This is a genomic window from Marinobacter sp. M5B, from assembly GCF_042604615.1.
Classification (GTDB): Bacteria; Pseudomonadota; Gammaproteobacteria; order Pseudomonadales; family Oleiphilaceae; genus Marinobacter; species Marinobacter salarius.
The window spans coordinates 4,342,305-4,355,061 of the sequence record NZ_CP156894.1; the positions used below are offsets into that span (position 1 = coordinate 4,342,305).

7 protein-coding genes are annotated in these 12,757 nt (G+C 56.1%); 2 read left to right on the plus strand and 5 right to left on the minus strand.

Features of this window, described 5'->3' with window-relative positions:
* Positions 1 to 13 precede the first annotated feature (13 nt).
* The 3 genes from betB to AAGD24_RS19750 all read right to left on the minus strand — a co-directional run bounded on the left by betB (position 14) and on the right by AAGD24_RS19750 (position 7,452).
* Positions 14 to 1,480, minus strand: a complete 1,467-nt coding sequence (gene betB, locus AAGD24_RS19740) for a betaine-aldehyde dehydrogenase (RefSeq protein WP_273622699.1) — start codon at positions 1,478 to 1,480, stop codon at positions 14 to 16.
* A gap of 5 nt (positions 1,481 to 1,485) precedes the next feature.
* The gene (betI, locus tag AAGD24_RS19745; RefSeq protein WP_199446786.1) at positions 1,486 to 2,094 is read right to left on the minus strand and encodes a transcriptional regulator BetI; all 609 of its coding nucleotides are present in this window, start codon (positions 2,092 to 2,094) and stop codon (positions 1,486 to 1,488) included.
* A 189-nt stretch (positions 2,095 to 2,283) separates the two neighbouring features.
* Positions 2,284 to 7,452: a hypothetical protein gene (locus tag AAGD24_RS19750; protein ID WP_091643988.1), complete on the minus strand. Its 5,169-nt coding sequence runs from the start codon at positions 7,450 to 7,452 to the stop codon at positions 2,284 to 2,286.
* A gap of 256 nt (positions 7,453 to 7,708) precedes the next feature.
* Between AAGD24_RS19750 and AAGD24_RS19755 the strand changes: the two genes are divergently transcribed.
* Together AAGD24_RS19755 and AAGD24_RS19760 are read left to right on the plus strand one after the other, a co-directional pair.
* On the plus strand, positions 7,709 to 8,338 hold the full coding sequence (locus AAGD24_RS19755; RefSeq protein WP_075194613.1) for a response regulator transcription factor: 630 nt from the start codon (positions 7,709 to 7,711) through the stop codon (positions 8,336 to 8,338).
* 20 nt (positions 8,339 to 8,358) lie between these two features.
* Positions 8,359 to 10,110 (plus strand): hybrid sensor histidine kinase/response regulator, encoded by a 1,752-nt coding sequence (locus tag AAGD24_RS19760; protein ID WP_228210604.1) that lies wholly within the window; start codon positions 8,359 to 8,361, stop codon positions 10,108 to 10,110.
* Positions 10,111 to 10,234: 124 nt separating this feature from the next.
* Here the strand turns inward: AAGD24_RS19760 and ahpF are convergent, their stop codons facing one another.
* Complete coding sequence (gene ahpF / locus AAGD24_RS19765; RefSeq protein WP_136633369.1) at positions 10,235 to 11,827, minus strand: alkyl hydroperoxide reductase subunit F; 1,593 nt, start codon at positions 11,825 to 11,827, stop codon at positions 10,235 to 10,237.
* Positions 11,828 to 12,048: 221 nt separating this feature from the next.
* Positions 12,049 to 12,612, minus strand: coding sequence for an alkyl hydroperoxide reductase subunit C (gene ahpC / locus AAGD24_RS19770; RefSeq protein WP_007153032.1), 564 nt, complete (start codon positions 12,610 to 12,612; stop codon positions 12,049 to 12,051).
* Positions 12,613 to 12,757 lie beyond the last annotated feature (145 nt).

Below are 12,757 nucleotides of genomic sequence, written 5' to 3' on the forward strand. Positions count from 1 at the left end.
CCTGACAACCCGCTTAAAAAGGGCTGTCTATGTCCTCCATGCCCACGTACACCGCCTTCAGTTGGGTGTAGTGGTCGAGTGTGACTCGGCCGTTCTCGCGGCCAACACCGGAGAGCTTGTAGCCACCCACCGGCATTTCCGCAGGCGATGCTCCGTAGCTGTTGATCCAGCAGATGCCAGCCTGGATGCGGTGAATCACCCGGTGGGCGCGACGGATATCGTTGGTGAACACGCCAGCAGCAAGGCCGGTGTCGGTATTGTTGGCCCGGTCGATCACTTCCTCCTCGTCGGAGAAGGTCAGTACCGACATCACCGGCCCGAAGATTTCCTCACGGCAGATAGTCATGTCGTCGGTGCAATCGGTGAAAATCGTGGGCTCCACGAAGTAACCGCCGGGCGCGGAGCCTGGCTTCGCGGCCTTACCGCCGTGGCTGAGGGTGGCGCCCTCGGCAATGCCTTTCTCGATGTAATCCAGCACCAGTTGCTGGTGCTTCTGCGAGATCAATGCGCCAAAGTTGGTGTCCGGATCGGTGGGATCGCCCATACGGATATTGTTCAGTGTCCGCTCCAGCAGGCGGTCCATGAACTCCGAATAGATGTCTTCATGCACAAACACGCGCGTCCCGTTGGTGCAGACCTCGCCCTGGGTATAGAAGTTACCCAGCATGGCTGCGGACACTGCGTTATCGATGTCTGCATCGTCGAAAACGATCAGCGGTGATTTACCACCAAGTTCCATGGTGACGTCTTTCAGGGTGGAGGCAGCCGCGGTCATTACCTTCCGGCCAGTGCCGACTTCCCCGGTGAACGACACCTTGGCGATATCGGGGCTGTGGGTCAGCCAGGCACCGACATCACCCGCGCCCTGGACCACGTTGAACACGCCGGCCGGTACGCCGGCTTCGACAAAGATCTCCGCCAGCTTGAGGGCGCCCATTGGCGTTTCCTCCGAGGGCTTGAAGATCATGCTGTTGCCGGTAGCCAGGGCCGGGGCGGACTTCCAGCAGGCAATCTGCAGCGGGTAGTTCCACGCACCGATACCAGCGCACACGCCCAGCGGCTCACGACGGGTGTAATAGAAATCCCCGCCAAGGTCCTGCTGGTTGCCCTCTACCGAGGGCGCCAGCCCCGCAAAATACTCCAGGGTGTCTGCACCGGTTACCACGTCTACGACCTGGGCTTCCTGCCAGGGTTTGCCGGTGTCCTGAACTTCCAGGGCAGCCAGTTCGTCATTACGCTCCCGCAGCAACGCCACGGCACGCTGGAGAATACGGCCACGCTGGGCACCGGTCATCGCAGACCAGACCTTGAAGCCGTCCTGGGCGCTGTCTATCGCGGCCTTTTGGATAGCTTCATCGGCGATTTCCATTTCATAGATCACTTCGCCCGTGGCCGGATTCACAACCGGGAAGGTTTCACCGGAGGCATTGGCCATGGGCTGGCCGTTGATAAAGTTCTGATAACGGGGCAATTCAGTCATGGGGTTCAAACCTGATCGTGTGAATTCGTGGTGGATTCGAGTGCGTTCAACGCAAATCGTTTACACAGCGTTTCCGCCGCCGAGAAGCCTTCCTGGGGATCGGTGCTCAGGGCACTTCGCAGCCAGAAGCCGTCGATCATCGACGCCAGCTGGCGGGCGGCTTCGGTGGCGGCCTGTTTTGGCAAACGCTGGGCGAAGGAGTAACGCAGATTACTGTACAGCCTGGCGTTGTTGATCTGCTGCAGGCGCTGCAAACCCGGCTCGTGCATGGAGCGGGCCCAGAAGCTGAGCCAGGTCTTTGCCGCCAGATCGGTGCGCTGGAACTCGGAAAAATTGGCTTCGACGATGCACTGAAGGCGTTGTTCCGGCGACCCATCGGTGCGGGCCATCCGCTCCCGCAATTCCTTCCCCAACTGGTCCAGCAAATAACGCAACGCGGCTTCGATCAGCCCCTGCTTACCACCGAAATAGTGGCTGATGATGCCGGACGACATGCCGGCACGACGGCTGATGGAGATGATGGTGGTGTTCTGCAGCCCCAGCTCGGCAATAGACGCCATGGTGGCATCAATCAGTTGCTGCTTTCGGGTGTCTTTCACGCCAACAATCGGCATCGCGCTTCCTGTCCGTTTTATTAATTGAACGTTCAATTAAAATAAAGTGTACAGAAAGTAATCGAACCATTCAACCTGGCCTATGTGCACGGAATAGACGTCCACAAAAAACCCGCTATCCAGAAGCTGGACAACGGGCGGAATTTGTAGCCAGTCTGTTTCGAGAAGCTCTCGACTTCGGACTGACTGCTACTCGACCAGCACCTGCCAGCCAACATTCGGCGTCGCGCTACCCGTTAATGCAACCGTTGTAATAGTCCCGTTTCGACCTGCAGCACTACCAACAATGTCTTCAAAGGTCAGAACCTTTTCGAAAGTAGCTAGCTCATCGACCTCTACAGGAGCTCCAGCAGGGCAAAATCCACCGCTCCCGTCGATCTCTCTGACTGTCCCGTTTAACACAATGGCATCCCCCGCCTGCATCACAAACGTCTGGTCTGCATAACTGCCGCTAAAGTAGAGAGTCGCAAGGTTCCCGACTTCAATGTAATTGCAGGCCGGTGCTTCCACTAACACGAAAGAAGAGTTATCGGTGAATTCTCTTGTGTTTACGACAACTCTACCTGGATAACGATCGCCGCCTCCCTGGGCATAAAATGTCCAATCCCATTCGTTGTCACTGCCAGCAGCATTCAACGATAAGAAAGTGTAGCGAAGAGTGACCACTGCATCGGGAACAAACGGATTGCTGCTCGCTGCCCTTTCCTGACCGTCATTACGATTGTCATCATCCGTATCGGGATCTGTCGGATCCGTTGGCTCAGGATTCAATCCGCCGCGATTCACCTCGTCACCATCGTTCACGCCATCAAGATCGGTATCAGCCAGCAATGGGTTGGTGTAAAACGTACTTGCGGTCGAGCGGCCAGGGATAAGCAGGAGAAAACCCTCTTGCGTTTCTGCTTTATCCGACAAGCCATCCGAATCGCTGTCGGAAAGTAACGGATTGGTTCCCAGGCCCCCGGTCGAGCTCGGGAAATCCAGAACCGGATAGAGTTGCCCAAGCTCGGCATACTTTCTCAGGTCATTCACTTCCTCGTAGTCAGACAGTCCGTCACCATCAGTATCCTGATTATTGGGGTCGGTCCGCAGGTCCCGCTCAATCACATCCGGCAAGCCGTCGAAATCGGTATCGGGCAGCGACGGGCTCGAATTAACCTGACGGCCTATGGCTCCGTTCACGCTCACCACCCATCCCAGCGTGTCTTCTTCCCGATCTGAAAGACCATCGAGATCGGAATCGATGAAGTCAGAACCGTCAAACTCGGTCGGGTTCGACCCCAGCGCCAGCTCCAGGCCGTCTACAAAAGTATCCGCATCAGTATCCCGTCGCAACGGGTCACTGACCAGGCCCTCAATAGCGGGGCGAACTCTGTCATCACCTTTGGTGACACTATCAATCAACTGATTGTTTCCCGGAAGAATAACAACACTTTCCGGATAGACAGGGTTGCCTGAAAACACGCGCTGAATATCGTCACCATTCTTTAACGAATCGGCAATTCCGTTGCCACCATCCACGATCGCCAGTCCAGCATCAAAGCCCTCAAGCTCGATGAAGTCCGAAATGGCATCCCGGTCGGTATCCCGCTGAGTCGGGTCCGTCGCCGGCGGGATGCTGTTGATCGATTCGTAAAGATCGTCGCCCGCCAGGCTGGTTGTCAGAATGTTATCCGTACCAGGACCAACCACCGCCGTACCATACGCCACGATGGCCCCCACCGGCACCAACTGCTCATCGGTATCGCTCGCCTGGCTCTCTGCTACACCATTTCTGCCGGCAATAATGCCAATGGCCTGATCTATGACCACAGGGTCTCGTTGTAAAAATGCACACAAAGCGTCCGTTCGGGAGTCATTCGCCTCGCAGTAACGACGCAAGTCCTGCTCAACGGGGTCGAGCAACCCGTCGCCATCGGTATCCCGAAAGCGCGGTGATGAGAAGGTTTGCCTCAGGTTGCCGCCGTCCACTGCAACCTTCCAGCCCACATTGATTTCTGCGAAATCTCCCAGGCCATCCCGGTCGGTATCCCTGGAATCCGGGATGCCGTCGCAGAAAGGCTCGGGCAGCGGGCACCCTCCGGCCACATCCGGATCAAAACCTTCCCCAAAGGAACCGTTGACGTAGTTGTCCGTTCCGCTGTCCGTGGATCCTGACAGGAACTCGTTGCGGGCAAACAGACCATCCCCGTCCAAGTCTTGCAGAAACGCCAGAAACAGGTCGTTGCCCGCTTCCACCAGAATTTCATTGAAATCCGCTGCAGGCGGTAGGCTTTCAGCCGTCAGTACGACCCAGCCCCGGTTCAAGTCACCATTGCGCATGGTGTTAATGCGCACCAGTTGTTCCGGTCCGCTACAGGCATTGACCGGTTCCACAACCGGAACCAGGCACCGAACGTCTGAGTCGCCTGCCTCGCACCCGCAGTCTGCAGCGACCCGACACACGTCACCCGCTTTGTTGGAGCTAACCGCACAAGTGCGACTGGTCTCATAGCCACTCACAAACTCAACTTGATCGTCGCCGAAGCGCCCCGTGTCCAATCTGCCGTTGGCTCCTGGACCAATCACCAGCGTTCCGATACTTAAACCGGTGGTATCTCGGGGCACAATCTGGACATCGTCCCCCTGAGCCAGACTGTCGGCGCGTTTGTTCAAACCTGCAACAATGCCGCTGGCGACATCAGGGTTGAGGATTAAATCATCACCTGCAGGTCGGCTGTCCAACCACCCATTCGGACCAACAGTAACCACCGCCTCTCCATTAAACTGGGTGACGATGTCGTCGCCGCCCACCGATGTCGGGTTATCGGTGTCAAGAAGACCATTAACACCGGAAACGATTCGGTCAAGCGTGGTGTCGTGCCGCGGAACGTCCATGATAGCCTCCAGCACATAACCAATCGGCAAACCGATCGCGTCGCCATTTGGGGCATAACCTCCCAGATACCCGCCACCGGAGACCCCGCCATCATCCAACACACCGCTGGTTGCGACCAGATAATCCGTTGCTGAATCTGCATCACCAAAATCTAGCGCGATACGGGCGGTGCGGTCGCGGGCCACTTGGTTGATAAAGGTATAGGTACGGCCCAGTTCATCGGTCACCCGGTAATTGGCCACTCGAAAGACCAAGCCGTCCGGCTTGCGCATTATGTCCTCAACTAGGTTCGGGAACACTTCACGGCTGGCGAACAAAAATGGTCCGCGCTCGGTGCTGAACGCCCCCAGGCTAACACTCAGTGGCGTCCCTGAAATTAGCTCTGAGTTCGACACCAGCGTAGCGACCGGCAGGAAGTTGGTCCTACTACCGACTTGTTGCAACACCGTAATTTCAATATCGCTCACGTTAAAAGGAACGTTGCCAAGATTGAGAATCGACAGATCAACATCAATCCGGGCCCCGACAACTTCCCTCGCTACCGTATTGGTAGTGGACAGCTCTGCCCCCTTGACCAGGGAGTTCTCGTAAACTTCCTGGCTTTCCTGCGCCGACTCGTCGTCCGTGGCCACCGTGCTGGACGCACTGTAACCGCCAGTAACCGTCAGCTCAGCGCCACCACTTAAGTTATTGCTACTCCCGCCGAAGAAATTGCCACTTCCAAGTCCCGCCCGAAGTGACGCCTCGACGCCCCACTCCGTGGTATCACTGCTTGAACTTGTAAACGAAGTGCTCTCGCTGGTCGCCAGCGTCGAATTGGAGCTTGACTCCTGGGAGATCACTTCGCCGGTCTCGTCCGTGTAGCTGTAGCGCTCGTCAATCTGCAGTCGAACATTCCCCACATCAATGCGCAGTTTGGGCAGGTCCGCAAGCAGTGGGTTCCGGTTCAACTCAAACAGTTCGGTATAGTCAGAGAGTTGGTCGCCGTCGGTATCAGCAAGCAGTGGCGATGTCTTCAAGTCGAAGTGTTCGAAGCCATCCTGTAAGCCATCGTTGTCAGAGTCCTGCGCAAACGGGTTGCTGAAAATAGTGTTGAGTTCGAGGTTATCATCGAGGCCGTCGCCATCGGTGTCGGTGGCGCGGGGGTTCATGCCGTACTGCAGTTCCGCGCCATCACTGACACCGTCGCCATCGGTGTCGGCCACGTCCGGGTCACTGGTGACCTGGCGTTCTACGATGTCGCCGTTGGCCATCTCAATGATTACGGTATAACCGCTCTGTTCTTCGTTGTCGTAGAGGCCATCGCCGTCGGTATCAACCAGCGTACCGGCGTCCGGCCCCGTGCCGGCGAAGGTGGTGCTGTTGGCGACAATCACATCGAGGGTGCCATTAGCGACACTGAACGACTGGCCGTTAATATCCCGGACGTTGCCCACGGTCACCCGATAGGTCAGCGAATTCTGGGAACGGGTGGTCAGCACAACGGCACTGCGATCAGCGCCGGAGAATTCAGCAGAGACAACCGTCAGGCCACTGGCTTCAGGATTAACGTTTTCCTGGCCAATCGCATAGTTGGCCGGGTTGATGGCGCTTATTCCCATTGGCTTGTTGAAGTCAATCACCACACCAGTATTGCCAGACGAGCGCGCGCTGGTCACTGCAGGAGCCGTGGACGCTGCCGTATTGCGGGAAAGGCCTGAGAAATTCAGGTTACTGGCGGACGCAAGCAGTGGTAGAGCGCTCACCTTGCCAGAAACGCCGGTCAGCGTGACGGTGTAGGGCACATCGTCCTGCGGCCCGGTGGTCAGAATCACGCTATCACCGGAAGCGCCCATAGTGGCCGCCAGAATCTCCAGCGTTTCGCCCCCTGGCGTTTCAATCCGGTAGTTTTCCAGAAAGCCCGCATTGTCTGACACCGGCTCATTGAACAGCACCTCGACCACCGTATCGCTCAGGGAGGCGACGGACTCAATGATCGGCTCATTTGTGCCGTTGCCGGTGAACACCGTTGCCGGATCATCCACGCCCACCAGATCGAACTCCAGGGTGCCGTTGGGCACCAACTGGAGGTCTGACCGGGCGGGGGCAATCTCAAGAAGCACCGTTCTGCCATCTGCCGCCATGTTTGCCGCAACAACCGGCGCAGAGTTTCCGTTGGAGAGTACAACGTTGTAGTTTTTTATGTTTTCAGCCGCGTCTTCGGAGGCCGCCCGTTCAAACGTCACCTCAACATACCGCTGGCTGAGCGATTTGACGTCGCTGACCGGTGGAAGCTCCTCGGCATTCGGTTCAATCTGGCTTGCTGAATCTGTGTCATCATCGCTACTGCTGCCACCGCAGGCGCCGAGCAGGAGCACAAACGCCAGAACCGTCAGGCGGGACAGTTTCTTCCAGACTCCAGGGGATAAAACAGGGCCAGACCGGGCATACCCGGCCTGCATTGATCCGTTGCCGCTATTCACAGTGGGGGTGTTCATCATCGCTCCGAGTTCCGTTCAGCGTACGCTGGTATGGTTCGGAGCTGATGCAGCCATAATTACGGCAGACCAAGCTCAACAGACTGAACGATACCTTCGTGTTTATGGTTGTTGTTAACAATTTGTAACTAAACAAGTATCCGTAAGGAGCGCGAACGAATCATTAGCCATAAGCGCTAATTTCAACGGAATAGGGGTATTTGCCAGCGTATTTGCTACACTTCTGCTCAGTTTCGATGGCCCAGATCAGGCGATTGCTATGAAGATACTCGTCGTGGACGACCACCAGCTCTTTATCGACGGCATCTGGCACGTTCTCCAGAAAATTCATCCCCAGCCTGATATCACCGAAGCAAGCCGTGCCGAGCAGGCCATTGCGCAACTCGAGTCTGACGAATCATTTGATCTGGTACTGATTGATCTTGTGATGCCGGGACTTAATGGCCTATCGATTATTCAGAGAATGCATGAGCAGGGGATCTGGTATCCCGTCGTCGTGGTATCCGGCGAGGAATGCGCCCGAACCATCAAGACGGCATTGGAAATGGGCATCCTCGGGTTTATTCCCAAGAGCTACAGCAGCCAGAAAATGCTGGCCGCGCTGGCCTGCGTACTGTCAGGTGACACCTACATTCCACCCGGCATCCAGAAACAGATCGATACCCTGAAACCAAGACGGACGCCGCTCGCCGGCAATATCACCAGACGCCAGCGCCAGGTTCTGGAACTGATGGCCAGGGGCTATTCCAATCGCCAGATTGCCACCGCGCTTTTCCTGACCGAACACACCGTCAAAGCCCATGTGGGCTCCCTGCTACTTGAGCTGAATGCGGTCAACCGCACCGATTGCGTTCATATCGCCAGAACACGGGATCTTATCGAACGCTGAACCGCAGGAGCCAGGCCGCTATGTCTGCACTGGACATTGAGGAACGCATTACGTTTGAGTCGCTCTCTCCGTATTTTCCAAGTCTGCGCAGGTGGTCGATCGTAACCGCGATCGTGCCACTCACGGTCGTGATCGTTCTATGGCCCCGCAATGAAGCAACGCTCTTGATTGGCTGGCTTTTGGCTGCAATGGCGGGCATTTACGCGAAATACCTGTTATCCCGGCACTACCAGTTACACGCCTCACGAGACAAGAGCGCCAGCAAGTGGCACGTGGGGCTGCTTCTGAGCACCGCCTTCATGGGTTCGCTTTGGGTAATTGCGACTTTTGCGTTTTTTGATGAACATTCTGCTCCTCACCAGGTGTTCATGATTACCGTTGCTGTGACGCTTGGCATCGGTTCCATTACCTCCGGTACGCACTGGCTGCCGCTATACTATGTGTACGGCGTCCCCATTCTGATCGCATTGATACTGAGATTGGCCTTCGTCGGCAGCCTGCCTTACCTTGCACTCGCGTGCCTTATGGTGCTGGCCTTGCTGACGGCGATAAACATCGCAAAGCAGCTCAACGCCACCGTTCGCTCGGAAATGCGATTGCACTATTCCAGCGCTGATCTCGCCCGTGAGCTGCAACACAAGACCAGAGAGGCACAGGAGGCTGTGTTCGCCAAATCGCGAATCCTCGCTACAGCAAGCCATGATCTGCGCCAGCCATTACACGCCATCTCGCTGTACATTGATGCACTAAGAGATACGCCAAAACACAACCGACAGGAAGGCAATCGGATTTTTCGACGCCTGGATACCTGTCTGGGCATACTGAGAAAACAGTTTGACGGCATTCTTGATATTTCGAGACTGGACGCCAACGCCGTGCAGCCGGAACCCTATCACTTTGACATTGCAGAGTGTCTCGAAGGATTAGAGCGCGAATACCGGGAGGAAGCCAGGAACAGGCACCTTAGCCTGCGTATGCATTCATCAAGAACCGTCGTTTATTCCGACCGCGCGCTGCTGGAGCGCATCCTGCGAAACCTGATAACAAACGCTCTGCGCTACACCAACACCGGTGGCGTACTCATTGCCTCCCGACGACGCAAAGACCACGTCCTCATCCAGGTGATCGACACCGGCTCAGGGATACCGCCGGATAAGCAGGAAACGGCGTTCATCGAGTTTCAGCAACTGGACAATGCAGGCCAGGAACAGGAAAAAGGACTCGGGTTCGGCCTGGCCATCGTACGCAGGTTGTGTGAATTGCTGGGCCTCCCGCTTTCACTACGATCCAGGGTGGGGTACGGATCCACATTCGAAATCCGCTGCCCTCTAGGAAGCGAGGCCCAGGCAGAGAATCATGTCAAGCACGATGCCAACCATCCCCACGCGCACGACAGGCAGAAACTCGTGCTTGTCATCGACGATGACCCTAGCGTTCTGGATGCCATGCACACACTGCTATCCCGCTGGGGTCTCACCGTGATTGTGGCTGAATCACTCGTTGATATGCTTCAAAAAATGCCCGAATCACAAACCGCTCCGGATCTCATCCTGACCGACCTGAGCCTGCTTAAAGGACCCGACGGCATTGGAATCATTAGCCAGTTGAGAGATCATTTTCGCACCAATATCCCCGGCGTGCTTATCAGCGGCACCACCGATCCGGATAAACTGAAGCAGGCCAGATCCAGTGGTTACCGGCTGGTGCAGAAGCCCATTAATCCCAGTGAGTTGCGCAGCCTTGTTCAACATCAGTTATACGCTCACAACTGACGTTTCGGGACGCCCATAAAAAAGCCCCGCTATCCGGAAACCGGACAACGGGGCGGAAAAACACGAACTGGTTAGGGGTCAGCCGTGTGTGAACCTGTTTTCACGCCGAATTTCAGGCGGAGCTTCAGGCCGCAGCTTCGTCACTCTCGCTCTCATCAACGGAGTTTCGAATCAGGAAGTCGAACGCGCTCAGGGCGGCCTTGGAGCCTTCACCCATAGAGATCACGATCTGCTTGTAGGGCACGGTGGTAGCGTCACCGGCCGCAAACACGCCCGGGATGGAGGTTTCGCCCCGGTCGTCGACAATGATCTCGCCATGCTGGCTCAGCTCGATGTCACCTTTCAGCCACTCGGTGTTCGGCACCAGGCCAATCTGGACGAACACACCTTCCAACGATACATGGTGGCTCTCTCCGGTTGTGCGGTCGGTATACTGAAGGCCGTTCACCTTGCCGTTCTCGCCGGTAATCTCAGTGGTCTGGCCCGAGGTAATGATTTCCACGTTCTTCAGGCTGCGCAGTTTCTTCTGCAGCACATCGTCTGCGCGCATGGCAGCGCCGAACTCAATCAGAGTCACGTGGCCAACAATACCCGCCAGGTCGATGGCCGCTTCCACGCCGGAGTTACCGCCGCCGATCACCGCCACACGCTTGCCCTTGAACAAGGGGCCGTCGCAGTGCGGGCAATAGGCCACACCTTTATTGCGGTATTCCTCTTCGCCCGGAACACCCATCTGGCGCCAGCGAGCGCCGGTGGACAGAACCAGCGTGCGGCTCTTCAAAGAGGCGCCATTGGCCAGACGCACTTCGTGGTAGCCACCCTTACGGGCCGCCGGGATCAGTTTTTCAGCGCGCTGCAGGTTCATGATGTCTACATCATATTCCTTGACGTGCTGCTCCATGGCCGCCACCAGCTTGGGGCCCTCGGTGTAGGGCACAGAGATCAGGTTCTCGATGCCCATGGTGTCCGCCACCTGGCCACCGAAGCGTTCTGCGGCGATACCGGTAGAGATACCCTTGCGCGCCGCATAGATAGCGGCTGAAGAACCCGCCGGGCCACCTCCAATGACCAGCACCTCGAACGGGTCTTTTTGCTGGAGCTTCTCAGCGTCACGAGCCTCTGCACCAGTGTCGACCTTCGCGATAATCTGCTCCAGAGTCATGCGGCCCTGGCCAAACGGCTTGCCATTGAGATAAACGCTGGGCACTGCCATGACTTCACGCTGCTCCACTTCATCCTGGAACAGGGCACCGTCGATCGCCGTATGCTTGACCCTTGGATTGAGGACGCTCATCAGGTTCAGCGCCTGGACCACGTCCGGACAGTTCTGGCACGACAGCGAGAAGTAGGTTTCAAACTCAAAGTCGCCGTCCAGGTCTTTGACCTGTTCAATCACTTCCTGGCTGGCCTTGGGCGGATGACCACCTACCTGCAACAGCGCCAGAACAAGGGAGGTAAATTCATGGCCCATGGGGATGCCGGCGAATCGCACGCCGATGTCGCTGCCAACACGATTAATGGCAAATGACGGGCGACGTACTTGCTCTGACTCTTCCGTGCGCAGGCTGATCTTGTCAGACATGGGCTCGAGCTCGTCCAGCAACTGCTTCAGTTCCTGGGACTTTTCGCTGTCGTCATAAGCGGCAACCAGCTCGATCGGCTGCTGCAGCTTGTCCATGTAAGCGTTCAACTGTTCCTTGATACTGGCGTCCAACATGCTCTCTTTTCCCCTCTGGATAGCGTAAAACTGAATGTGCGAACTCGGTTTGAGTCGTGAATCGAATATAGGAGAACGATACGGACTGGCCTTCCACAGCTCAAATTAATTGATCCAAAGTATTTGATAGGTCTTTGCTATTCGACTCGGTAAATCAATTGGATAGAAACAAAAAAGGCCCGCAGAGCGGGCCTTTTACAGGTTTCACTGTTACCGAAACCTTAGATCTTGCCAACCAGGTCCAGTGACGGAGTCAGAGTCGCTTCGCCTTCTTTCCACTTGGCCGGGCAAACTTCGCCGGGGTTGTTACGAACGTACTGAGCCGCTTTTACCTTGCGCAGCAGGTCGTCAGCGTCACGGCCGATACCTTCGGCAGTGATTTCCATGGCCTGGATAACACCATCCGGGTCGATCAGGAAAGTAGCGCGGTCTGCCAGGCCCTGGCCTTCACGCATCACACCAAAGTTGTTGGTGATGGTGCCGGTCTGGTCGCCTACCATGAAGTAGTTGATCTTGCCGATAGTCTCGGAGCTGCTGTGCCACGCCTTGTGGGTAAAGTGCGTATCGGTGGATACGGAGAATACTTCCACACCCAGCTTCTGCAGCTCTTCATACTTGTCGGCAACGTCGCCCAGCTCGGTCGGGCATACGAAAGTGAAGTCGGCCGGGTAGAAGAAGAAGACAGACCACTTCCCTTTTACGTCGGCTTCAGAAATTTCAACGAACTCGCCGCCTTTAAAGGCGGTGGCGTTGAACGGTTTAATTTCGCTGTTAATCATACCCATAGTAGATATCTCCCGTTGGTTGAGTTTAGGCATTGGCTAACTTGAGTTGGCTAAAGTATTGATTTGATCAAAAACATTCAAATTGATTGTTTTTAGCCGTTCGATAGGAAACCGCTATTTTATTTTTGGGAAGGCTGCAGAGAAG

Coding starts and splice junctions, on each gene's coding strand:
- betB (WP_273622699.1), bottom strand. CDS start 1,480: ATGACTGAATTGCCCCGTTATCAGAACTTTATCAACGGCCAGCCCATG.
- betI (WP_199446786.1), bottom strand. CDS start 2,094: ATGCCGATTGTTGGCGTGAAAGACACCCGAAAGCAGCAACTGATTGAT.
- AAGD24_RS19750 (WP_091643988.1), bottom strand. CDS start 7,452: ATGATGAACACCCCCACTGTGAATAGCGGCAACGGATCAATGCAGGCC.
- AAGD24_RS19755 (WP_075194613.1), top strand. CDS start 7,709: ATGAAGATACTCGTCGTGGACGACCACCAGCTCTTTATCGACGGCATC.
- AAGD24_RS19760 (WP_228210604.1), top strand. CDS start 8,359: ATGTCTGCACTGGACATTGAGGAACGCATTACGTTTGAGTCGCTCTCT.
- ahpF (WP_136633369.1), bottom strand. CDS start 11,827: ATGTTGGACGCCAGTATCAAGGAACAGTTGAACGCTTACATGGACAAG.
- ahpC (WP_007153032.1), bottom strand. CDS start 12,612: ATGGGTATGATTAACAGCGAAATTAAACCGTTCAACGCCACCGCCTTT.